The organism is Sphingomonas mesophila (genome assembly GCF_003499275.1).
Lineage (GTDB): Bacteria > Pseudomonadota > Alphaproteobacteria > Sphingomonadales > Sphingomonadaceae > Sphingomicrobium > Sphingomicrobium mesophilum.
Genome location: NZ_QWDF01000001.1, coordinates 1,177,846 through 1,199,453, shown reverse-complemented (window position 1 = coordinate 1,199,453; position 21,608 = coordinate 1,177,846). Strand labels below are relative to the sequence as shown.

The 21,608-nt window shown below is 64.7% G+C and carries 24 protein-coding genes; 21 read left to right on the top strand and 3 right to left on the bottom strand.

Going from position 1 to position 21,608, the window contains the following annotated elements; genetic code table 11:
• The first annotated feature begins 1 nt into the window (after position 1).
• From recO to D0Z60_RS06140, 3 genes are all read left to right on the top strand, one after another.
• A complete protein-coding gene (gene recO, locus D0Z60_RS06150) occupies positions 2-742 on the top strand; it encodes a DNA repair protein RecO (RefSeq protein ID WP_118857429.1) in 741 nt (246 codons plus the stop codon).
• A 22-nt stretch (positions 743-764) separates the two neighbouring features.
• The gene (gene apaG / locus D0Z60_RS06145) at positions 765-1,154 is read left to right on the top strand and encodes a Co2+/Mg2+ efflux protein ApaG (protein ID WP_118858467.1); all 390 of its coding nucleotides are present in this window, start codon (positions 765-767) and stop codon (positions 1,152-1,154) included.
• A gap of 85 nt (positions 1,155-1,239) precedes the next feature.
• Positions 1,240-1,632 carry a hypothetical protein gene (locus tag D0Z60_RS06140; RefSeq protein ID WP_118857428.1) on the top strand — a complete coding sequence of 131 codons (393 nt, stop codon included), beginning with the start codon at positions 1,240-1,242 and terminating at the stop codon, positions 1,630-1,632.
• A 130-nt stretch (positions 1,633-1,762) separates the two neighbouring features.
• Here the strand turns inward: D0Z60_RS06140 and D0Z60_RS11670 are convergent, their stop codons facing one another.
• On the bottom strand, positions 1,763-2,161 hold the full coding sequence (locus D0Z60_RS11670; RefSeq protein WP_162888109.1) for a hypothetical protein: 399 nt from the start codon (positions 2,159-2,161) through the stop codon (positions 1,763-1,765).
• Positions 2,162-2,232: 71 nt separating this feature from the next.
• Between D0Z60_RS11670 and D0Z60_RS06135 the strand changes: the two genes are divergently transcribed.
• The 7 genes from D0Z60_RS06135 (at position 2,233) to D0Z60_RS06105 (ending at position 10,615) form a co-directional block, all read left to right on the top strand.
• Entirely contained in the window at positions 2,233-3,411 is a 1,179-nt protein-coding gene (locus D0Z60_RS06135; protein ID WP_240325563.1) for a glycosyltransferase family 4 protein, read from the top strand.
• 5 nt (positions 3,412-3,416) lie between these two features.
• Complete coding sequence (locus tag D0Z60_RS06130; protein ID WP_118857427.1) at positions 3,417-4,172, top strand: metallophosphoesterase; 756 nt, start codon at positions 3,417-3,419, stop codon at positions 4,170-4,172.
• A gap of 94 nt (positions 4,173-4,266) precedes the next feature.
• Positions 4,267-4,980, top strand: a complete 714-nt coding sequence (locus tag D0Z60_RS06125; RefSeq protein WP_118857426.1) for a polysaccharide biosynthesis/export family protein — start codon at positions 4,267-4,269, stop codon at positions 4,978-4,980.
• A gap of 24 nt (positions 4,981-5,004) precedes the next feature.
• Positions 5,005-7,200: a GumC family protein gene (locus tag D0Z60_RS06120; RefSeq protein WP_162888108.1), complete on the top strand. Its 2,196-nt coding sequence runs from the start codon at positions 5,005-5,007 to the stop codon at positions 7,198-7,200.
• Positions 7,200-8,372, top strand: coding sequence for a tetratricopeptide repeat protein (locus tag D0Z60_RS06115; protein ID WP_118857424.1), 1,173 nt, complete (start codon positions 7,200-7,202; stop codon positions 8,370-8,372). The genes D0Z60_RS06120 and D0Z60_RS06115 overlap by 1 nt, the downstream gene beginning before the upstream one ends.
• Positions 8,369-9,721: an O-antigen ligase family protein gene (locus D0Z60_RS06110; protein WP_118857423.1), complete on the top strand. Its 1,353-nt coding sequence runs from the start codon at positions 8,369-8,371 to the stop codon at positions 9,719-9,721. The genes D0Z60_RS06115 and D0Z60_RS06110 overlap by 4 nt, the downstream gene beginning before the upstream one ends.
• A gap of 12 nt (positions 9,722-9,733) precedes the next feature.
• On the top strand, positions 9,734-10,615 hold the full coding sequence (locus D0Z60_RS06105) for a phosphoenolpyruvate carboxykinase (ATP) (RefSeq protein ID WP_118857422.1): 882 nt from the start codon (positions 9,734-9,736) through the stop codon (positions 10,613-10,615).
• Here D0Z60_RS06105 and D0Z60_RS06100 read toward each other — a convergent pair.
• The gene (locus D0Z60_RS06100; protein WP_118857421.1) at positions 10,588-12,462 is read right to left on the bottom strand and encodes an asparagine synthase-related protein; all 1,875 of its coding nucleotides are present in this window, start codon (positions 12,460-12,462) and stop codon (positions 10,588-10,590) included. The genes D0Z60_RS06105 and D0Z60_RS06100 overlap by 28 nt on opposite strands.
• Before the next feature lie 228 nt (positions 12,463-12,690).
• Positions 12,691-12,966 carry a PqqD family protein gene (locus D0Z60_RS06095; RefSeq protein ID WP_162888107.1) on the bottom strand — a complete coding sequence of 92 codons (276 nt, stop codon included), beginning with the start codon at positions 12,964-12,966 and terminating at the stop codon, positions 12,691-12,693.
• Positions 12,967-13,195: 229 nt separating this feature from the next.
• Between D0Z60_RS06095 and D0Z60_RS06090 the strand changes: the two genes are divergently transcribed.
• The 11 genes from D0Z60_RS06090 to nuoF all read left to right on the top strand — a co-directional run bounded on the left by D0Z60_RS06090 (position 13,196) and on the right by nuoF (position 21,574).
• Positions 13,196-14,182 (top strand): L,D-transpeptidase family protein, encoded by a 987-nt coding sequence (locus D0Z60_RS06090; RefSeq protein ID WP_240325562.1) that lies wholly within the window; start codon positions 13,196-13,198, stop codon positions 14,180-14,182.
• Between the two features lie 19 nt (positions 14,183-14,201).
• Positions 14,202-14,831 (top strand): M23 family metallopeptidase, encoded by a 630-nt coding sequence (locus D0Z60_RS06085; RefSeq protein ID WP_118857418.1) that lies wholly within the window; start codon positions 14,202-14,204, stop codon positions 14,829-14,831.
• 37 nt (positions 14,832-14,868) lie between these two features.
• On the top strand, positions 14,869-15,432 hold the full coding sequence (gene efp / locus D0Z60_RS06080) for an elongation factor P (RefSeq protein WP_118857417.1): 564 nt from the start codon (positions 14,869-14,871) through the stop codon (positions 15,430-15,432).
• Entirely contained in the window at positions 15,432-16,250 is an 819-nt protein-coding gene (locus tag D0Z60_RS06075; protein ID WP_118857416.1) for an inositol monophosphatase family protein, read from the top strand. Before efp ends, D0Z60_RS06075 begins: the two co-directional genes overlap by 1 nt.
• Before the next feature lie 93 nt (positions 16,251-16,343).
• Positions 16,344-16,721 (top strand): NADH-quinone oxidoreductase subunit A, encoded by a 378-nt coding sequence (gene ndhC / locus D0Z60_RS06070; RefSeq protein WP_118857415.1) that lies wholly within the window; start codon positions 16,344-16,346, stop codon positions 16,719-16,721.
• Between the two features lie 74 nt (positions 16,722-16,795).
• Positions 16,796-17,296 (top strand): NuoB/complex I 20 kDa subunit family protein, encoded by a 501-nt coding sequence (locus tag D0Z60_RS06065; RefSeq protein WP_118858465.1) that lies wholly within the window; start codon positions 16,796-16,798, stop codon positions 17,294-17,296.
• Positions 17,293-18,114, top strand: a complete 822-nt coding sequence (locus D0Z60_RS06060) for an NADH-quinone oxidoreductase subunit C (RefSeq protein ID WP_118857414.1) — start codon at positions 17,293-17,295, stop codon at positions 18,112-18,114. The genes D0Z60_RS06065 and D0Z60_RS06060 overlap by 4 nt, the downstream gene beginning before the upstream one ends.
• A 17-nt stretch (positions 18,115-18,131) precedes the next feature.
• A complete protein-coding gene (locus D0Z60_RS06055; protein ID WP_118858464.1) occupies positions 18,132-19,346 on the top strand; it encodes an NADH-quinone oxidoreductase subunit D in 1,215 nt (404 codons plus the stop codon).
• Positions 19,346-20,026: a complex I 24 kDa subunit family protein gene (locus D0Z60_RS06050; protein WP_118857413.1), complete on the top strand. Its 681-nt coding sequence runs from the start codon at positions 19,346-19,348 to the stop codon at positions 20,024-20,026. Before D0Z60_RS06055 ends, D0Z60_RS06050 begins: the two co-directional genes overlap by 1 nt.
• A gap of 106 nt (positions 20,027-20,132) precedes the next feature.
• The gene (locus D0Z60_RS12005; protein WP_275896708.1) at positions 20,133-20,267 is read left to right on the top strand and encodes a hypothetical protein; all 135 of its coding nucleotides are present in this window, start codon (positions 20,133-20,135) and stop codon (positions 20,265-20,267) included.
• Positions 20,267-21,574 (top strand): NADH-quinone oxidoreductase subunit NuoF, encoded by a 1,308-nt coding sequence (gene nuoF / locus D0Z60_RS06045; protein ID WP_118857412.1) that lies wholly within the window; start codon positions 20,267-20,269, stop codon positions 21,572-21,574. The genes D0Z60_RS12005 and nuoF overlap by 1 nt, the downstream gene beginning before the upstream one ends.
• Positions 21,575-21,608: the final 34 nt, after the last annotated feature.

Genomic DNA, 21,608 nt, shown 5'->3' with positions numbered 1-21,608 from the left:
GGTGCGGCTCGACACCAGCGGGATCATCGTCGCCAATCGCGGACACGGGGAACACGGGGCGGTCATTCGGCTGCTGACCGAAGGGCATGGCCTCCAGGCTTGCTATGTGCGCGGTGCTCGGGGACGGCGGCTGCGGCCGGTGCTGATCGGCGGGAATCAGGTGCATGCGGTCATTTCCTCGCGGACCGATGCGCAACTGCCACAGGCAACGGTCGAGCTCGTCCACAGCCGCGCGCCATTGATCCGGGAACCCTTGCCGGCGGCGGCGATCGACTGGGCGTGTGCGCTCACCGCGACGGCCCTGCCGGAGGGGCAGCCCTATCCGCGCCTTTACGCCGCGCTCGATGGACTGCTCGCCGCGATCGAGGCGGCTCCCGCGGCGAGCGGCTGGGGCGCCGCGCTGGTCCGCTACGAAATGCTGCTGCTCGCCGAACTTGGCTTCGGGCTTGATCTGGCAAGCTGTGCGGTGAGCGGCGAGACGACGGACCTTGTCGCGGTCAGCCCCCGTTCGGGGCGCGCCGTCGCCGCCGCCGCCGCGGAACCCTTCGCTGGCAAGCTATTGCCCCTGCCGGCATTTCTCACGACGGGCGGGCAGGGGGGTGGCTGGGCGGAAATCCTCGACGGGCTGACACTGACGGGACATTTCCTCGGCCGTGACATCCTCATCGACCGTTCGCGGACCGTGGCCGAATCGCGTTCGCGCCTGATCGACCGCTTGCGCCGCGCAGCAGGCATCGCTTAGCCTCCTTGGCATGAGCGAGACGCTGGCCATGCTGTTCCCCCACGTCGCCCGGACCGGGTCGATGGTGGTTCGGGTGGCGGTCTCGTTCCTTGCCGAGCAAAGCGCGCCCGCCAACGGCCGCTGGTTTTGGTCCTATCATGTGCGCATCGAAAATGATGGCGACCAGCCGATGCAGTTGCTGTCCCGTCACTGGATCATCCGCGATTCACGCGGCACGGTGAGCGAGGTCCGGGGCGAGGGCGTGGTCGGCGAGATGCCGCTGATCATGCCGGGCGCGAGCTTTGACTACGTCTCGGGCTGCCCGCTGGCGACCCCAACCGGGGCGATGGAAGGCAGTTACCGGATGGTCGGGGAGGACGGTCGAACGGTCGAAATTACAATCCCGCCGTTCCAATTACTGAGCTCCGTCTGACTCCAAGCAACCGAATCAAAGATGACGGGTTATCTTTGCTCCAAGATGGTGATAGCGTGCCCGCTCTCGCTTAGAGGAGGCGTTGATGTTCAAAGGGTTTTTGACTGGTTCCCTGTTCGTCCTCGCGGCTACCGGACTGTCGTCCGCGGCGGTCGCGCAGAACTGGACTCCGGGATCGGAGATCGTCGGTCAGTCCGTTCAGGTCCAGACCAATGGGGTCACCAACACGGTGTACTTCGATCAAGGCGGAGCGGCGCGCATTGTTTCGCCGAACGGCAATGTCGTGAACGGCACTTGGAACGCGGCTGGCGGGCAGCTTTGCCTCAATGTCGGCGGTGCCAATGAATGCTGGCCGTACACCCAGGCATTCCAGGCCGGTCAGTCGGTCACTTTGGTGAGCAGCTGCCAGTCGTCATCGACCTGGATGGCCAACGCTACCAACCCGCCGCAGGCCCAGAACGCGGGCGAGCGCGGGTAAGCCGCTGTTTCCTATTGAAGCTCAGGGCCGCTTTCGAGCGGCCCTTTTTTTGTCACTTGTTTCCCAGACAAAGAAAAACGGCCGCCGGAAGATCCGGCGACCGCTTTCGAGTCGTTCTGATACGCCGCGATTAGAAGCCGCTCACCGGGACATCTTCGTCGTCGTCATCGTCCTGGCTGGCGATCAGCAGGCCGAGCGCGATGATGCCTCCAACGCCGAGCAGGATCGGGAGCAAACCGATACCGGCAGCGGGCGGCGGGGGCGGCGGCAAGGGAGCCGCCTCGGAGACCGGCGGCAGCGGAGCCGGATCGACCACGGGAAGGACGCAGTTGGCGCCCGGGGCCTGAGCAGCGGCTGCAACGGCAGCGTTGCCGCACAAAGCCGTGGTCGCGGCCGGAGAAGCAAAGATGCTGATCGTCGCCAACGGATTGACCGGCTGGGGAGTAGCGGCGACAGCCGCCGTCGAAGAGACGCACATTGCACAAGAGAGTGCAACGGCGGTTGCGGTTTTCCGAATGTTGAACGACATGCAAACTACTCCCACTGACGCATCATAGCGACGCTGCGTGAACGCCCTGCCCTTACCAACTGTTTCAGCACTTGGCAAAACCCAAAGAAAATTTCGTGACTGTTGTCCAAAATCCACGCTTCGAGCACGCCAACGGCGAGAAACGCTCCATAACAACCCTTGTGGTCTGCGCCAATAGCGCTTGGAACCTCTTGAACTTTCGCGGGCCGCTGATCGCGGGATTAATTAAGGCAGGTTACCGGATCGTTGCCGCAGCCGCGCCCGACGGCAGCGAATCGCGCTTGCTCGAATTAGGCGCCGAATTCCACCCGCTACCGGTCGACCCTGCCGGTCGGAATCCGTTCGCCGACGTCCGGCTCCTTGCCGCGCTGTCCGAACTGCTGCGCCGCGAACGGCCGGCCGCACTGCTGACCTTCACCGTGAAGCCGAACATCTTTGGTGGCCTCGCTGCGCGTTTCAGCCGCACGCCGGTGGTGGCGACGGTGAGCGGACTAGGGTCGGCGTTCCTCGGGGGCGGCGCAGTCGCCAGGCTTGTCGAGCGCCTATATCGATTAAGCCTCGCTCGCGCCAAGGCGGTCTTCTTCCAGAATGACGACGACCGCGACCTGTTTGTCGAACGGAAGTTGGTCCGGCCCGATCAGGTTCGACGGGTAGCTGGATCGGGAGTAGATTTGGACCGCTTCGCGGTAGTCTCCTTGCCGGCTGCGGAAACGCCCGTCTTCCTTTTCGTGGGGCGGCTGCTGAGGGATAAGGGCCTATTCGAACTGATTGAGGCTGCGCGCCTTCTGCGAAAGCGTGGAGTTGCGGCCGAAGTCCGATTGGTGGGGCCGCAAGCTGTCGAAAACCCGTCCGCGGTAACCACGGCCGAGGTTGCGCGTTGGACGGCGGATGGACTCGTTACTTATCTTGGACCGGCGGACGACGTCCGGCCGGCCATTGCCGCTGCCGACTGCCTCATTTTGCCGTCCTACCGCGAGGGTCTTCCGCGCAGCCTTCTCGAGGGAGCGGCGATGGGCCGGCCACTGATCGCCACCGACGTCTCCGGCTGCCGCGATGTCGTCGACCATGGGTTCAACGGCTATTTGTCCGCGGCCCGATCGGCTCCGGCGTTGGCGGCGGCGATGGCAGACATGTGCGCCCTGTCACCGACCGAGCGTAGGGTGATGGGGGAGCGGAGCCGCGCGAAGGTGGAGCAGGAATTCTCGGTTCAGCGGGTCATTGGCACCTATCTTGCGGAAATCTCGCGGTGAATAGAATGGTGAGCTTTTGGTCGCGCGACAGGACGCGCGAACCGCGCACGCCGCCTGGCGTCAGGCTTTACGCGGTCGGGGATATCCACGGCCACGACATGCTGCTTCGCGCCATGCTGGAGGCAATAAGATCCGACATTGAGGAGCGGCCCAAGCGGCGCAATATCGTCGTGTTCGTGGGCGACCTGATCGACCGCGGACCAGACAGCGCGATCGTGGTGGAGCGACTTCGGACGCTGGAGGCGCCCTTCCGGCCGGTTTTTCTGACCGGCAACCACGAAGAGGTATTGCTGCGTATCCTCGAGGGCAACGACGGCGTGGTCCGCGATTGGTTGCGATTTGGCGGTCTGGAATGCGCAGCTAGCTACGGCCTCGATCCGTCGGTCTTGCGAAACGCTTCAGACCGCGCGGCGGGCGAGATGGTCCGCAAGGCCATTCCCGGTGCGCATCGAAGCTTCCTTCGCGGCTTTGCCGATAGCTTCGCCGCAGGCGACTATCTTTTTGTCCATGCCGGAGTGCGACCGGGAGTGCCGATCGAGGAACAAAGCATAACGGACCTCCGATGGATCCGTTCGCCGTTTCTCGAGCATGAGGGGCGGCACCCGAAAGTTGTCGTCCACGGGCATACCATTAGCTCCGAGGTCGAGTGTCTTCCCGGGCGCATCGGTATCGACACTGGCGCATATCGAAGCGGCATATTATCGGCCATCGCGCTGGACGGCTGCGAACAGCGGATCATCCAGGTAGGCGGCCAGCAATGATGCAACCTTGCCGAATCTACTTCGGTGGAATTGCAGGCACTTGGCTGCTAGGGACCCGATTCCGGGGGCCGACCGGCTGTAGGAGCGTGGACTAATGAAGATCTCATCGCGTCGGCGACGCATGTCGTGGCGGGCCCTTGTTGCCGTTTCGCTTTTGAGCCTTGCCGCCGCTTGCAGTGATACCCGCGGCGGCCCGATCCCGTATAATGTGTCGGACTTCGGCAGCCCTGATCGGCCGAGCGCCATCACACTCGCTGAGGATTACCGGATCGCGCCGCTCGATACGCTGACCGTGAAGGTGTTCAAGATGGCCGATCTCAGTGGCGACTATGAGGTCGACCTGCTCGGTCAGATCGCTTTGCCGTTGGTCGGCAACGTCAAGGCGGCGGATCTGACGACTGCTCAACTCGATGCCCTTCTGACCGAACGATTCGGCTCGAGATATCTCGAGAACCCAGATGTCCTCGTCGGTGTGAAGTCGTCGACCAGGGCCAACGTGACGGTCGACGGTTCGGTCGGCAAAACCGGCGCTATTCCGGTTTCCGGCTCGATGACCCTCATGCAAGCGGTTGCACAGGCCGGCGGCGTCACGGAGAATGGCAACGCTCGCCGGGTGGCGATTTTCCGCCAGATCAATGGTCAGCGTCAGGCGGCTGCATTCGACCTTGTCGAGATTCGTCGAGGGCGGGCACCCGATCCGCGCGTTTATCCGGGCGACATCGTCGTTGTCGACGGCTCGGCGACCAAGGCCCTGCATCGGCAGATCCTCAATAGCCTGCCGCTTCTATCCATCTTCCGACCGTTCTGACGGTCGAGCTTCGAGGCACAATCCGTGGGAAATGATCTTGCCGTGAACGTCGAGCGTGGCACGCTAGCTGAGCCTTTCGGGCCGGTGCGTGGCCATGGAATGCATGTTCAGGATAGGGGGCCAGCAACCGAAGGCCTGACGCTTGAGCTCCTGTTGCGAGTTGTTCGTGAGCATTGGAAGGTCGTTCTTGCGGCGGTGATCGCGGGAGCGGCGGCTGCGGTGCTCGTAACCTTGCTGACGACTCCGCTTTATCGTGCGAAAGTCGTCCTCGAGGTCAATCCTCCGACGGTCGAAGCACTGGATGACAACAAGGGGCTCGATTCTAGTGCGTCCAGTGACGTCTGGGATCTGATGGCGACCCAGGTCGGGTTGTTGAAAAGCCTGAGTCTCGGCGAACGAGTCGCCCAGGACCTGAACCTCGCGGTCAACCCCAATTTCGTGCCGCAGACGGGGGATGTCGCGACCCGGATCAAGGCGGCGGGCGCAAAGGTCGCCGGCGGTATCGAGGCCGAATTGCCCAAGGAAGGGCAATTGATCGAATATACCTATACTTCGGACGATCCGCAGCTGGCTGCTCTTGTAGCAAATGGAATTGCCGACAGCTTCATCGATTCCGGTCTTCAGCGGCGCTACGACGCGTCCAATTACGCGCGCGAGTTCCTCCAGCGGCAGATCAACAAGACCCGTGGCGACCTTGAGCGGTCCGAGCGGGCGTTGGTCGCCTATGCTCAGTCCCAGGGCATCATCAATACCGGGACAGGTGAGTCGTCGAGCAATAGCGACGCCAATTCCTTGCAGGGCGCTTCGTTGGTAGCACTCAACACGGCGCTTGCTCAGGCGACGGCGCGGCGGATCGCCGCGGAAGGCGCTTACCGCCAGGCTCGGCTCGCCGGGGGCTCGGCCGAGGCGACTCAAGCCACTTCAGCGCTGCGCGGCACCGTTGCCGCCCTACAGGCGGAATATCAGGAAAAGCGCACGCTCATGAAGCCCGACCATCCCGACATGGTTGCGCTCAAGAATCGCATTGATGAGCTAAACCGGCAGATCGGAGCCGAACAGTCGCGGGTCGCGGGCGGGCAATCCACCACTTTGCTTGCCGAGTATCGAGCGGCGGTCGCTTCGGAGAATGCGCTCCGGGCGCGTGTCAATCAACTACGCGGCTCGGTCCTGGACCTGCGCGGGCGGTCTATCCAGTACAACATCCTCCAGCGTGAGCTGGACACCAATCGCAGCCTCTATGACGCTCTGCTCCAGCGTTACAAGGAGGTGGGAGTCGCTGGGGGAATCGGCAACTCGCCGGTGTCGATCGTCGACCGCGCAGCGGTTCCAGGCGCTCCGTTCAAGCCAAATCCGATGCTGAATTTGCTGGTTGGTCTTGGACTTGGACTGCTGGCCGGAATGGCCTTGGCCTTTGCGCTCGAAATGCTTCACGACGTGATCAAGACGCGCGACGACGTGCGCACAAGGCTTGGCTTGCCGTGTCTTGGCGTGGTTCCGAAGCGTGACGCGGCCGGATCTATCGTGGACGATCTTGCCGATGCGTCGTCGCCGGTTGCTGAGGCCTATTCCGCGATCTTGGCGGCACTCCGCTTTTCGACGGAACAAGGTCCGCCGAAGACTTTGCTGGTAACGAGCACCGGCCCGGCCGAGGGCAAATCGTCGAGCGCCTTCGCCCTTGCGCAGAATTACGCCCGCCGGGGCGAGAATGTCATGCTGATCGATGCGGACCTTCGCCGTCCGGTGTTTAAAACTACCAGCCAGAAGGGCCTTACCAAGCTGCTGACCAACGACGACCCGATCCGCGGTCATGTGCATGAGACGCAATATGACAATCTGTGGCTGCTGCCGTGCGGGCCGACGCCACCGAATCCGGCGGATCTACTGTCGACGCCTCGCTTCGCGGCTTTGATGCGCGAGGCAAGCCATCAGTTTGATCGGGTCATCGTCGATGGTCCCCCGTTGCTCGGCCTCGCCGACGCGGCGTTGCTTGCTACTGCCGCCGAGAACGTGGTTCTAGTGGTGGAGTCCGGTCGAACCCGGACCAAGGCCGCCCGCGAGACCATTGAGCGGCTACGCATCGCCGGCGGGCACCTTCTGGGAGTGATCCTTACCAAATCGGCAGAAGAGGCGAGCGGCTACGGCTATCGCAACTATCGCTATGGTGGGATCGAGGATCGCCGCGACGACATGATCATGATCGCGGGCCGGTCCGAGGCTTAATGGTCCTCATGCCGGGAGTGTGGCTGCGCTTCGTCGCATTGAGCGCGGTCGCACTCGGCTTGGGCGTCCTCTCCCTTCGCGATTGGTCGGCGCGCGCGCCGGATCCCCACCCGTTGGCGCGGCTGGAGGATTGGTGGCCGGACCACCCGCGTGTCGCGACCGAACTGATGATGGTCCAGGCGGGAACGGCGGCTCGCTCGAACACGTCCCTCAATGAGTCGCAGCAAGCGAGACTCCGGTCCATCGCTAGGAAAGATCCCCTACGAGCCCAACCCTATCTTCTCGCTGGCGCAGTCGCTCAGCTCAGGGGCGATGCAAAGCGCGCGCTAGGCCTCTATCGAGCCGCGCGACAACGCGATCCGCGCGACACCGCGACCCGCCTCGTCCTTGCCGATCTTGAGATTCGTACGGGACATATCGAAGACGGTCTCAATAATCTCATCGCCGTGACGCGGATCGAGCCCAAACACAGCTCGCCGGTCGCGCCAGCTCTTGCGAAATACGCGCAGAGCGCAGGCGCGGATGCCGCCCTCAGGCGGGCGCTGGCCGCTAACCCTGACGTCGCCGACGTCGTCCTGTCCGAGCTTGCGAGCGATGCGTCGAATGCCGCCTTGATCGCCTCGATCGCGCCGCCGGCGCCCGCGGGCGCTGCCCCGTCCTGGCGTGACCGATTGATCGACTCGAACGTCGCCGCCGGCGACATCCGCCAGGCGCGGGCTTTGTGGTCGCGCTTCAACCGCCCTTCGGCTTCGGCCGAGGGGGTCGTGTTCAACGGCGACTTTCGCCCGCTGGCGGCCGGTCCGCCGTTCAATTGGTCGATCACGAGCAGCGAGGCCGCTCTAGCTGAACTTCGTCCCGGCGGTGGGTTGTCGATTGTCCATTTCGGACGCGCGCCGGCCCTGATCGCGCGGCAATTGATTCTCCTCTCGGCCGGACGGCACAGGCTCGTCACGTCGCTGGATGGTCCGGTTGACGCCGGACGGCTGGAATGGCGGTTGCGCTGCGCCAATGCCGACGCAGTGCAGGCCATCCCGATCGACGGCCGGCCGGCGATACTCTCCATAGCTCCGGGTTGCCCGGGCTACTGGCTGGAGCTTCACGCCTTGCCGGCTGAAACGGAGCGCCAGATGGCCCGAACCGTGCTTCGTGTTGCAATTGGCCCGGCCTCATGAGCGGGCAGCGATTGCTCGGGTGGGTCGGCCCTGCCTATCTTTTCGCCTGCCTTGTTCTTGGCGGAAGCGCGCAGGGGATATGGACCAATCTCGTCCTCCAGCTCGTGGCGCTAGTCATGCTGACGTGGGTATTTGCGTTCGGCCGGCCCCTGGCCGAGCGGCCCGAGCGGCGCCTGTCGTGGCTGGTCGGCGTGGGTGCCGGTCTGGTTGCGCTGCAGCTTTTGCCGCTCCCGCCGGCACTGTGGAGCGCGCTGCCCGGACGGGACACGATCGTGGACGGCTTCGCGCTGATTGGACTGGGGTTGCCGTGGATGCCATTTTCGGTCGCTCCGGAAGCGACGATCTCGGCCGCGCTCGCTCTATTGCCTCCGCTGGCCATGCTGTTCTGGATTCTGCGTGGGCCTTGCCAAGGTTGGACTTGGCTGGTCGTCGCAACGCTGGCCGCAGCGGGTGTGTCGATCATGGTGGCCTTGTGGCAGGCCGGAAGCAGCGCGCCCTGGTATCCTTACCGCCACTCAAGCCTCGGTGCCGCCACCGGCTTGTTTGCCAATAGCAACCACCTTGCATCGCTGATGTTGTGCGCGGTGCCGCTGCTGGCGGCGATCGGTGCCGACCTTTTAAGCAGCCGGGAGTCGAAGGTGGCCGGGCAGCGCGCCGCAATCGCCACCGCCTTGTTGTTGTGCGCAGCCGCCCTGGTTGGCGGAATTCTTCTGAACGGTTCGCTCGCGGTGGTGCTCCTTGGCGGACCAATGCTGCTGGCATCAGCCTTGCTCCTATTTCCGGCATCAGCCGGCCGGGCAAGCTGGACAATTGTCACCGCCGGATGCGTCGCACTTGTCGTTGGCGGCGCGTTGATAGCAAGTGGCGCGCTCAGCCTTGAGCGGTGGAGCGGTCAGGGTTCAATTGCTGAGCGGATCGAAATCCTCCGCGCCAGCCTGACTCTTGCGGGAACCTATGCGCCGTGGGGCAGCGGGTTCGGGACGTTCCCAGCGGTGTATCGGTTGTTCGAAGATCCGCAGGCAGTGAAAGCGGTCTTCGTCAATCACGTTCATAACGACTTGCTTGAGCTGATCATCGAGACGGGCGTGATCGGGTCTGCCTGGTTCGCGGCCCTCCTTTGGTGGTGGGTAAGCCGCGCATTATACCACTGGCGCAGTCCAACGGCATCGGCCGCAGCGAAGGCGTTTACCCTCGTCTCCTGTGGCCTGCTTCTACATTCGCTGGTGGATTTTCCGCTTCGCACGCCGGGGCTTGCGGCCCTCTTCGCGACGGCGCTTGCCGTCATGGCATCGCGCGCGACTCCGGCGATCGGCCCGAAGCCGCGCCACCTGACCCTCGACGATCTCTAGTCCCACAAGCACATGGCCATCCACCGCTATCGCCTGTTTGGTTTGTCCATCGACAGCGAACTTGAGCTGCCGGAGCTTGAAGCAACCACCGGTTCGCCTGCGGGCCCGCCGGACCTGGAGATCGTGCTTGCCGACGACGGCGGTGAAGGCTTCTCATTCGAGATCGATGACGTTGCTCGATACGTCGTTCGGGATGGGTGCAGAATCTTCATCGCGCGGAATGTCGGCGCAGACGACGCGGATGTGCGTTTGTTTCTCCTTGGTTCAGCGATGGGCGCCGCTCTTCACCAGCGGGGCATCCTGCCGCTCCATGCCAACGCCGTAGAGGTCGATGGCAGGGCGATCGCCTTCATGGGACATTCGGGCGCTGGCAAGTCCACCTTGGCCGCATGGTTTCATGATCGCGGCTACCCGGTGCTCGCCGACGACGTGTGCGTCGTGCGGGTCGAAGACGGTCTCCCGGTGGCCTATCCTGGTCTGCCTCGGCTGCGCCTGTGGGAAGATGCCCTCGAGGCGACCGGGCGCTGCCCTACGCAGCATTCGCCATCGTTTCACCGACAAGGTGACGAGCGTCGCAAGTTCGACGTACCGATCCCGATCCAGTCGCGACCGGCGTCACCTCTTCCCCTCGGCGCGATGTTCGAGCTGGAGGCCGGTCCCGAATTCGCGATCAGACGTCTTGCCGGAAGCGCGGTGGTCGCGGCGCTATCCGCCAACACCTATCGCGGACGACTGGTCACGGAACTTGGCGACAGCAGCGCCCATGTTGGGACTTGTGTGGCTATCGCGCAATCCGTGCCGCTCAGCCTCTTCGTGCGCCCGCTCGACATGCGCCAGTTCGATATCCACGCGGAAGCTGTGCTCGCCTACGTGCGCGCCCTGCCTAACGGATAGCGATCGGTCTCCGCCAAGAACAGGCCGATCGAAAGCGCTCGGGAGATGCGCCGCCCGAAGCCGCCGAGTTTCGCTGCTTGGGCGGGGTCGAACTCCGGCCAGTTGTCGACCGCGCGTTCGATCTCAGGCAAGTCGAACAATTCGCTCGCCGAGGGGCTTTGCCGCATTTCATCAATCGCATCGCGGCAGTCCTGCGGATTGATCAGCTCATACCAGTCCGCGCCGCTTGCCCCCCGCAGGCGATTGTTGAGCACCGCCGCTGGGACCTGTTCTTTCAATATCTCCCGAAGCAAAGGCTTGTATCGGCCCGCACGCAGGTGTGCCTCCGGCGGCATCGAAAAGGCAAAATCCATCAACTCGCGATCGATCGTTGGATCGCGCTCCTCAATACCGGTCAGGGCGTACATGCCACGATTGCGCATGCCGGCGTCGAACCCGCGAATCAGCGCCAAACGGGGAGGCAGTTCCTCTCGGCGGCCGGAAGCCAAAGCGCGCGCAGCACTGTTCCACTCAGTACGGACAAAGTTGTGGGAGGCCAGATTGATGCCGTTTGCTTTGTCGAGAAGCCAGGAGGAGATGCCGTCAGGCAGCAGGAACTCGGAAGAATTGAAGAGGACTCCGCGGCGTCGCACCGGCTCGTTCCGGCGGACTTGCCTCGCTTCCTGGTACCATGACAGGAGTTGGCCTCGGCGAAGGTACTCGCCGAGCGCGCCCAATCCGCCGTAGGATATGGTGGCGTTTCCCTGGCCGGCCGTCAGCACGACCCGTGCTCCGCGCTGCGCAAGCGAGTCGCTGATCTCTCGCCACCACGGGAAACTGAACTGGGCCGGCGCGGGCCGTTCGAAGTAGTGTGCCAGGCCGCGAATAGAGGGCAAGAGTCTCGCTCGCGAGCGAATGATGACGTGTTCCACCCCTGCCATCCGCGCCGTTTGGCAGGCGAGGGCGGACTCGTCGCCGTTGCGGCCGCGAGGTATCAGCAGCCGCGCACCCTCTGCCGGTGCGGCAGTGAACGCAATCAGGCGCTGGTCAGGCCGAAGACGCGACGCGGCGACGGCAACAATCGCACTGCTGTCGAAACCGGACGATAGGTGCCCTCCGACCAGCGGTCCTGCGCTCGCGATGCTGCGATCGACGGCGGTATCGATACGCTTTCGCAGTCCCTCGGCCAGCTCTGGCCAGTCAAGGTCCGCCTTGTCCGGAAACGCAAGCAGATCGCGCGAACGCTCAGCATTGCCATATTGAAAGCAGATGACGCTGCCGGAAGGGACTTGGAAAATGCTTTCCCAGAAGGAGTCTTCGCTCTTGAGCGGTCCGCCGCAAGCGTAGAGTGCAAGTCGCGTCAGGTCGGGACTTCGCCGATCCATCGCGAGGATGCCGGATGGCATAGTGGCGAAGCCAACGCCGCCGCCCAAACCCGCATAATGTAGCGGCCGGTAGCCCGAAGGGTCGCGCGCCAGCCAAAGTTCGCGCTTCCGCGAGTCATAGATTGCAATTGCATATTCGCCGACCAGCCGGTCGAGCAGCTCGTCGCGATAGTTGAGCCACGCTCGCGCTAGAGTGACGGATGCGGACGCCGATCCCTCAATCCCGATCGAGCGCTGCACTTCGCCAAGATTGTCAATTCGTCCGTCAAGCGCGACGAGCAGTCCTGCGCCATCAGCAACTGCGAGCGATCCGTTGCCGCCGGTCGGCGGCCCCGCAGAGCCAAACGATGCATCTTCAAGTTCGCGACTGGTGCATACGGCTCCGAACGTACGCAGCCCACGAGTTGCTGCGGCGCAACGCGATTCCGGACCGTAATCCCCGAGGCGCGGGCCGACGAAGCCAGCGATTGCCGTCAGCGCCACCGGCTAGGTAACCGACTGTTTGGCGTGTGGCGCTTCTAGGAGCCGTCGTTGACGCCCGGGCTGGAGTCATTGGCGGGGCTCTTCCCCGCCTCGGCTGAGCCGGCCTGGATTTCGCGGACTTCCGGCTTGCGCCAATCCTTCTTAGTCATCTTTACGCTCCAAAACAGTGTGCGGCGTCGATACGGCGTGACCCACGGTTTAACAAGTGTTTACCGTGACGACCCGCGGTCAGCCCTCCACCCGTCGGACGAGCCCCATGTCGGACAATTGCTCGATGAGGCCGGTCACGTCCTCCTCGCATTGCGCGGCATCGACCGAGTATGTCTCTTGGAGCCGCGCGCACAGCTGCGCGAGCGATTGCGGCTGAGCGAGCAATCGCCACACTTCACTCGCCACGCCGTTGAAGCCGAACACCTTGCCCTGCTCTCTGTCCAGACCGACGATCTCGTCATCGATCTCCGCTTCGAGCAAGGGGGCAGCGCGTGTGTACTTGGTGTCGGACATCGCGGCTGATTGGCCAAAAGCTCCAGGGAAGGCAAGCCGTTCGCCGGTGAAACCGACCGCCCGATGCATCGTTGAGCCCGAACAACAACGAGAATCGGAGTGGCTTGTGATCAGCACCATGTGGCGTTCGCTCTTGGCTGGAACTGCTTTGCTAGGGGCTGCGGCAGTCGCCCAGCAGGCCGGGCAGCCTGTTCCGACGTTTCCGGCCAAGCCCGAGCAGGGAGCATGGGTGCCGCCTGGAACGCCCGGATCGCCGATCGACGGGACGCTGTTTCATGCCCAGGTGCTGATGAGCGCGCACGGCTTCTCTCCCGGCGTGATCGACGGGAAAAAGGGCGAGAGCTTCCGCTTGGCGCTGCGCAGCTTCCAGGAATCGCGCGGGCTGAAGGTCAGCGGCGAGCTCGATCCCGAGACGCGCCGAGCCCTGCTCGAGGCCAGCCGTCCCTCGACCGTGATGGTCAAGCTGACGCCCGACGATGTCGGCGGCAAGTTCGTCTACCCGTTCCCCGAGCAGCCGGAGGCGCAGGCCGAGCTCGACTTCCTCGCCTATCGCAACATGCTCGAGCGGCTGGCCGAGCGCTACCATACCACCCCGGACACGATCGTCGCGCTCAACGGCGGCGACAAGAGGATCGGCGTCGGCCAGATGTTGCGCCTCCCCAACGTCGCGGTGAGCGGCGGCGATTATTCGGGCGTCCAGGGCAATGGCGCGAATGTCATGCGGGTGCTGAACATCGACCCGAACCAGCCGCAGGGCGATTACGTCGTAGTCGACAAGAGCGACGGCGTGCTGAAGGTCTATAGCGGTGAAGTCCCGTCGGAAGGCGGGAAGCGCGCGTCCAGCGATAATCAGGGCAAGGGCGCGAGCAAGCTCGTGGCCGCCTTCCCGGTCACCATGGGCTCGGCCAAATATCCGCTCCCGATCGGGCGCTGGAAAGCGACGACCTACGCCTTCCTGCCGCCATTCAAATATCAGCCGGAAATCCTCAACAACCCCAAGAGCGACCAGGAACTCGATCTTCCGCCGGGTCCCAATGGCCCGGTCGGCGTCGCCTGGCTTGACCTCACCAAGGAGCATTACGGGATCCACGGCACCAACGAGCCGCAGACCATCGGCCGCGCCGAATCGTCGGGCTGCATTCGGATGACCAATTGGGATGTGCTACGGTTGTCGCGGATGCTGAAGCCGGGATTCACGGCGATCTTCCAGGCATGATCTGAGACGGGGAGGGGGCATGAGGACGATCGGCGCGGTCACCGTCACGGCGGTGCTGGTCAGCGCCTTCTGGATTTTCTTCTACAATATCCGGACCGCGCCGGGTGCGACGGACGGACGAGTCGCACCGGCCGGCGACAAGGGGAGGGTCGAGGCCGGCGCAGGCAACGTCACGGTGGCGGAGGGTGTCGTCGTCGGCCCCTCGGGCTTGGCCATTCCGGTAGCGGGGGTATCGGCCCAGGAACTGGTCGACACCTTCACGCAGGCTCGTGCCGGCGGCGCCCGCGTCCATGACGCAATCGATATCATGGCCGCGGAGGGTACGCCGGTGGTCGCGGCGGCCGCCGGGACCGTCGAGAAGCTGTTCAACTCGAAGGGCGGCGGCGGGATCACGGCCTACGTCCGCTCCCCCGACGGACAGTGGATCTATTACTATGCCCATCTCCAGCGCTACGCGCCCGGCCTCGCCGAGGGGCAGAAGATCGAGCGCGGAGCACCGATCGGCTTTGTCGGCTACACTGGCAACGCCAACCCGGCCGGGCCGCACCTTCACTTCGCAATCCATCGCATGGCGCCCGGCGAGGCGTGGCACGAGGGCAGCCCGATCAATCCCTATCCGCTGCTTGCCGGGAAGGCGGTCAGCCGCTAGTCGGCGCGCACTTTCGTGACATCCTAGGGCTTTCCCAATGAAGATCAGCGGCGTGGACATTCGTCCCGGCAACATCATCGAATATGAAGGCGGCATCTGGCGCGCGGTGAAGATCCAGCATACCCAGCCGGGCAAGGGCGGCGCCTACATGCAGGTCGAGATGAAGAACCTCATCGACGGCCGCAAGACCAACGTCCGCTTCCGCAGCGCCGAAACGGTCGAGCGCGTGCGGCTGGACACCAAGGATTTCCAGTTCCTGTTCGCCGACGGCTCGGACCTGACCTTCATGGACAAGGAAACCTACGAGCAGATCACGCTTCCGCGCGACACGCTCGGGGACGCTGCCGCCTTCCTACAGGACGGCATGGACGTGGTCATGGAACTCCACGACGAAAAGCCGATCAGCGTCCAGCTGCCCGATACGGTCGAAGCCACGATCGTCGAGGCCGACGCGGTGGTGAAAGGCCAGACCGCCAGCTCGAGCTACAAGCCGGCGATCCTCGACAACGGCGTGCGCGTCATGGTTCCGCCGCATATTAGCGCCGGTACAAAGATCGTCGTCGACGTCTACGAACAGACCTACGTCCGCCGGGCGGACTGATGGTCTCTCACTCCGGCCTGATTACCGTGATGCAGCGGGCTGCGCGCAAAGCGGCGCCGCGGCTTAGGCGCGACTTCGGTGAGGTCGAGCAGCTTCAGGTCTCCAGGAAGGGCCCGGCCGACTTCGTATCGATGGCCGACAAGCGCGTGGAAGCGACGCTCATCGACGAGCTTCGCAACGCGCGCCCCGACTGGGGGCTGCTGACCGAGGAATCGGGCGAGATCGAGGGCAATCCCGACAAACCGCGGTGGATCGTCGATCCGATCGACGGAACCACCAATTTCCTGCACGGCGTTCCGCATTTCGCGATCTCGATCGCGGTGGAGGATCGGCGCCCAGGCTCCAAGCCGGAGATCAGCCACGGCCTGGTATACCAGCCGGTGACAGACGAAAGCTTTTGGGCGGAGAAGGGCCGTGGCGCATGGCTCCAGGACCGGCGCCTACGCGTGTCGTCGCGCCGCTTCCTCGACGAGGCGCTGATCGCGACGGGCCTGCCCCACAACGGCCGCGGCGATGTCGGCAGCTGGAGCCGGATCTACGCGGCAATCGCCCCGGAAGTGTGCGGAGTCCGCCGCATGGGCTCGGCCGCGCTCGACCTCGCCTGGGTTGCGGCGGGTCGCTTCGACGGTTTTTGGGAGGACGATCTCGACGTTTGGGATACCGCCGCCGGCGTCCTGCTGGTCAAGGAAGCCGGTGGGTTCGTAACCGATTATCGCGGCGCCGATCAGAGCTTCGAGCGCCGCCAGTATCTTGCCGCCAATGGCGACCTCCACAGCAAGCTTCACAAACGGCTTGCCGGGGCGCTTCGCCAGTCCTGATTTTCCATGATTTTCGCGTCTCTCGTGCTTGCCCCCTCGGGGCGTGCGTCCTAGAGAGCCGCCAGTCTCGCTAGTCCCGCTGGAGCCTTCCCCTTGGCCGACGTCGCCGCCGGATATCTGCCGATCCTGCTGTTCCTCGGCATTGCGCTCGCGCTGTCGGCGGGGTTTGTGTTCCTGCCGATGCTGGTGTCGCGCCTTACCGGGGCGCAAAACCCGACCGCCGAAAAGCTGAGCGAATATGAATGCGGCTTCCCGGCGTTTGAGGACAGCCGGGCGCAGTTCGACGTGCGCTTCTACCTCGTGGCCATCCTGTTCATCGTGTTCGACCTCGAAGCGGCCTTCCTGTTCCCGTGGGCGGTGACGCTTGACGAGACCGGCTGGGTCGGCTGGGCGGCGATGATGGTGTTCCTCGCTGAGCTCGGCCTTGGCCTGGCTTATGCGTGGAAGAAGGGGGCACTCGAATGGGAGTGAGCGACACCCCCGGACTGCTCGATCCGACCGTCCAGATTAGCCCGCTGCGCGACGCGCCGCCGGAGCCGATTTCAATGGAGGAGCGCCAGCGGCTGGAAGCGATGCGCCGCGAGCTCGACGAGAAGGGCTTCGCCGTCGCCAGCGTCGAGGACCTTGTCCACTGGGCGCGGACCGGCTCGCTGTGGTGGATGACCTTTGGCCTCGCCTGCTGCGCGGTCGAGATGATTCACGTCAACATGCCGCGCTACGACCTCGAACGCTTTGGAGTGGCTCCGCGCGCCTCGCCGCGCCAGAGCGACGTAATGATCGTTGCCGGCACGCTGTGCAACAAGATGGCCCCGGCACTGCGCAAGGTCTACGACCAGATGAGCGAGCCCAAATACGTCATCTCGATGGGTAGCTGCGCCAATGGCGGCGGTTACTATCATTACAGTTACTCGGTCGTGCGCGGCTGCGACCGGATCGTGCCGGTCGATATCTACGTTCCCGGCTGCCCGCCGACCGCCGAGGCGCTGCTTTACGGGATCATGCAGCTGCAGCGGAAAATCCGCCGCGAGGGGACGATCGAGCGGTGAGCCCGAGCAGCGCCCCCCGATATGCCGAAGCTCCGCCGACGCTCGCCGCGCTCGGCTCGGCGCGTGTGCGCGACGGGCTGGAAACCGCCTTCGATATCGAGCGTGACGCGCTGGTCGAGACCCTGCGCAGCCTGCGCGACGAGCATGGCTACCAGCAGCTGATGGAGATCGCCGGGGTCGACTACCCCGAACGGCCGGAGCGCTTCGAGGTCGTCTACTGCCTGCTGTCGGTGACCCACAATCATCGCGTCCGAGTCCATGTGCGGACCGACGAGGCGACCCCGGTTCCGAGCGTCACAGCGCTATGGCCGGTCGCCGGCTGGCTCGAGCGCGAGGTCTTTGACATGTACGGCGTGGCCTTCGTCGGCAATCCGGACTTGCGCCGGATCCTGACCGACTACGGGTTTGAGGGCCATCCGCTCCGCAAGGACTTCCCGCAGACCGGTTTCGTCGAGCTGCGCTATTCCGAAGCCGAGAAGCGGGTGGTGTACGAGCCGGTGCGGCTGCCTCAGGACTTCCGCAACTGGGATTTCCTGATGCCATGGCAGGGAGCCGAATATCAGCTGCCGGGCGACGAGAAGGCCGGCCAGGCGCCAGGCGCTCCGACCCCTGCGCCGGCGCCTGCCAGCCCGCCGCCGCCCTCCGCGTCGCCGCCGCCGACGCCCAAGACGACCGACGCTCCTGCCGAGACCGGCGCGGGCAAGCCGGCCGATGCCGAAGCGACCCGGCAGGCGCGCAAGCCGGCGACCCGCAAGGCCGGCAACGCTGGTGGCCGGACGACCTCCGAGGATGAACCCAAGCCGGGGAGGGGCGCATGACCCAGACCCTCGACCTGATGATCGGCGCTCCGCAGCAGGGCGACAAGCCGACCGCTGGCGACCAGACGGTCAGTAACTACACGATCAACTTCGGGCCCCAGCATCCGGCGGCGCACGGCGTGCTGCGGCTGATCATGGAGCTCGACGGTGAGATCGTCGAGCGGGTCGATCCGCACATCGGCCTGCTTCACCGCGGCACCGAGAAGTTGATCGAATATCGCACCTATGCCCAGGCGCTGCCCTACTTCGACCGCCTCGATTACTGCTCGCCGATGTGCATGGAGCACAGCTATGTGCTGGCGGTCGAGAAATTGCTCGGCCTCGAGATCCCGCAGCGCGCCCAGTACATCCGCGTGCTGATGGCGGAGCTGACCCGCATTTCGAACCACATGCTCAATCTCGGCAGCCACGTTATGGACGTCGGGGCGATGACTCCGAACCTGTGGCTGTTCGAGGTGCGCGAAGACACGATGCAGCTCTATGAGGCGGTGTCCGGCGCGAGGATGCACGCCAACTACTTCCGCGTCGGCGGGGTGCACCAGGACATCCCCGAGCGGGTGCTGGCCGACATGGCGAGCTTCCTCGACAAGAGGATGCAATTGTTCGAGGACGCGATCTCGCTGGTCGCCGACAATCGCATCTTCAAGCAGCGCAATGTGGACATAGGAACGGTTTCCTTAAACGATGCCCTGGCGTGGGGATTCAGCGGGCCGATGATCCGCGCGGCGGGGTTGCCGTGGGACCTGAGGCGATCGCAACCCTATGAAATCTATGACAAAGTCGAATTCGACATCCCGGTCGGCACGAAGGGCGACTGCTACGACCGGTTCATGGTCCGGGTTGAGGAAGTCCGCCAGTCCGCGCGCATCATGCGCCAGTGCCTGAGAGACATGCCGATGGGTCCGATCGCGACCGGCGACCGCAAGGTCTTCCCGCCGCCGCGCGCCGAGATGAAGGCGTCGATGGAAGCGCTGATCCACCACTTCAAGCTCTACACCGAGGGCTATCACGTGCCCGCCGGCGAGGTGTATGTCGCGACCGAGAGCCCGAAGGGCGAATTCGGCGTCTATCTGGTCGCCGACGGCACCAACAAGCCCTACCGCTGCAAGATCCGCCCGACCGCGTTCAGCCACCTCCAGGCGATGGACTTCATGATGAAGGGCCACATGCTCGCGGACACCACGGCCGTACTCGGCGCCGCCGATATCGTCTTCGGGGAGTGTGACCGCTAATGGCCGAGCGTTACTTCGCGCCCGATACGCCGGAGCTGCGCGCCGAGTGGGGTGGGTTCGCGTGGACCGAGGCCAACGCCAGGGCGGCGGCGGAGATCGTCGCGCGCTATCCCGAGGGGCGGCAGATGTCGGCGTCGATTCCGTTCCTCGACCTCGCCCAGCGCCAGGTGGGGGCAATGACCGGAACGCAGGGCTGGCTGCCGATCCCGGTGATCGAATTCGTCGCGCGCGAGCTCGGCATGGCGCCGATCGCGGTTCAGGAAGTCGCCAGCTTCTACACCATGTTCAACCTCGTGCCCGTGGGCAAATACCATGTCCAGGTGTGCGGCACGACGCCGTGCATGCTGCGCGGGTCGGACGCGGTTCTCGCCGCCTGCGAGAAGCGCGGGATGCGCAAGGGCCATACCACCGAGGACGGCTTGTGGACGTTGAGCGAGGTCGAGTGCCTCGGCGCCTGCGCCAACGCGCCGATGGTCCAGATCAACGACGACAATTTCGAGGATCTGACCGAGGACAGCATGGGCGCGGTGCTCGATGCGCTGGCCGCCGGGCGGCCGGTCAAGCCGGGCCCGCAGGTCGAGCGGCAGACCAGCTGCCCGGAGGGCGGGCCGACGACGCTGAAGAAGATGGCCGAGCGCAATTACGATTATCGCCCGATGTGGGGGGAGGGCGCACGATGAACGCGATTCCCGTCATTGCGAGCGAAGCGAAGCAATCCAGCGGTGCAAGGCTGGATTGCCGCGGCGCCGCGCGCCTCGCAATGACGATCGGTGGGGCGACGCTGTAATGGAAATCGTGGCCATCCTCGTCGCCGTCGTGCTCGGCTTTCTTGTGCTCAAGTTCGTCACCGGCGTGATCAAATTCGCGGTGCTTGCCGCGATCGTGCTCGGCGCGCTCTATTTCGCGGGGGTGCTGGGCTGATGGGCACGACCACGCCGCTGGCCGACAAGGACCGCATCTTCACCAACCTCTACGGCTTCCAGGATGCGGGGCTGAAGGGGGCGCAGGCGCGTGGGGATTGGGACAAGACCGCGGATCTGATGAAGGCCGGGCCGGATGCGGTGATCGAGGCGATCAAGGCGTCGGGCTTGCGCGGGCGCGGCGGGGCGGGGTTCCCGACCGGCATGAAGTGGAGCTTCATGCCCAAGGAGCCGACTCCGGGGCGGCCGAACTTCCTGGTGATCAACGCCGACGAGAGCGAACCGGGAAGCTGCAAGGACCGCGAGATCCTGCGCCACGACCCGCACAAATTGATCGAGGGCGCGCTGATCGCCGGCTTCGCGATGCGGGCGCGGGCGGCCTACATCTACGTGCGCGGCGAATTCATCGTCGAGACCGAGGCGCTGAGGAAAGCGGTGGCGGAGGCCTATGCCGCCGGGCTGCTGGGCAAGAATGCCGCCGGATCGGGCTGGGACTTCGATTTGTTCGTCCACCGCGGCGCCGGCGCCTACATCTGCGGCGAAGAGACGGCGATGCTCGAAAGCCTGGAGGGCAAGAAGGGCCAGCCGCGATTGAAGCCGCCGTTCCCGGCCGGGGCGGGCCTCTACGGCTGCCCGACCACGGTCAACAATGTCGAGAGCATCGCGGTGGTGCCGACGATATTGCGGCGCGGGGCGGCGTGGTTCGCCGGCTTCGGGCGCGAGAAGAACGAAGGCACCAAGCTGTTCCAGATTAGCGGCCATGTGAACCGGCCGTGCGTGGTCGAGGAGAGCATGTCGATTTCCTTCCGCGAGCTGATCGACCTTCACGCCGGGGGCATTCGCGGCGGGTGGGACAATCTGCTGGCGGTGATCCCGGGCGGATCGTCCGTGCCGCTGGTGCCGGCGGCCGAGATCATCGACGCGCCGATGGACTTCGACGGCTTGAAGGCGCTTGGATCGGGGCTCGGCACGGCGGCGGTGATCGTGATGGACAAGTCGACCGACATCGTCCGGGCGATCAGCCGCATATCGTACTTCTACAAGCACGAAAGCTGCGGCCAGTGCACGCCGTGCCGCGAGGGCACCGGCTGGATGTGGCGGACGATGGAGAAATTGCGCACCGGCGACGCCGAGCCGGCGACCATCGACCGATTGTACGACGTCACCAAGCAGGTCGAGGGCCACACCATCTGCGCGCTCGGCGACGCCGCCGCCTGGCCGATCCAGGGGCTGATCAAGCATTTCCGGCCGGAACTGGAGCGGCGGATGAGCGAGCGCGACGCCCGGCTCAGGGAGGCGGCGGAGTGATAGCCGATTTCTTCCTTCACTTTCTCGTCCCGAC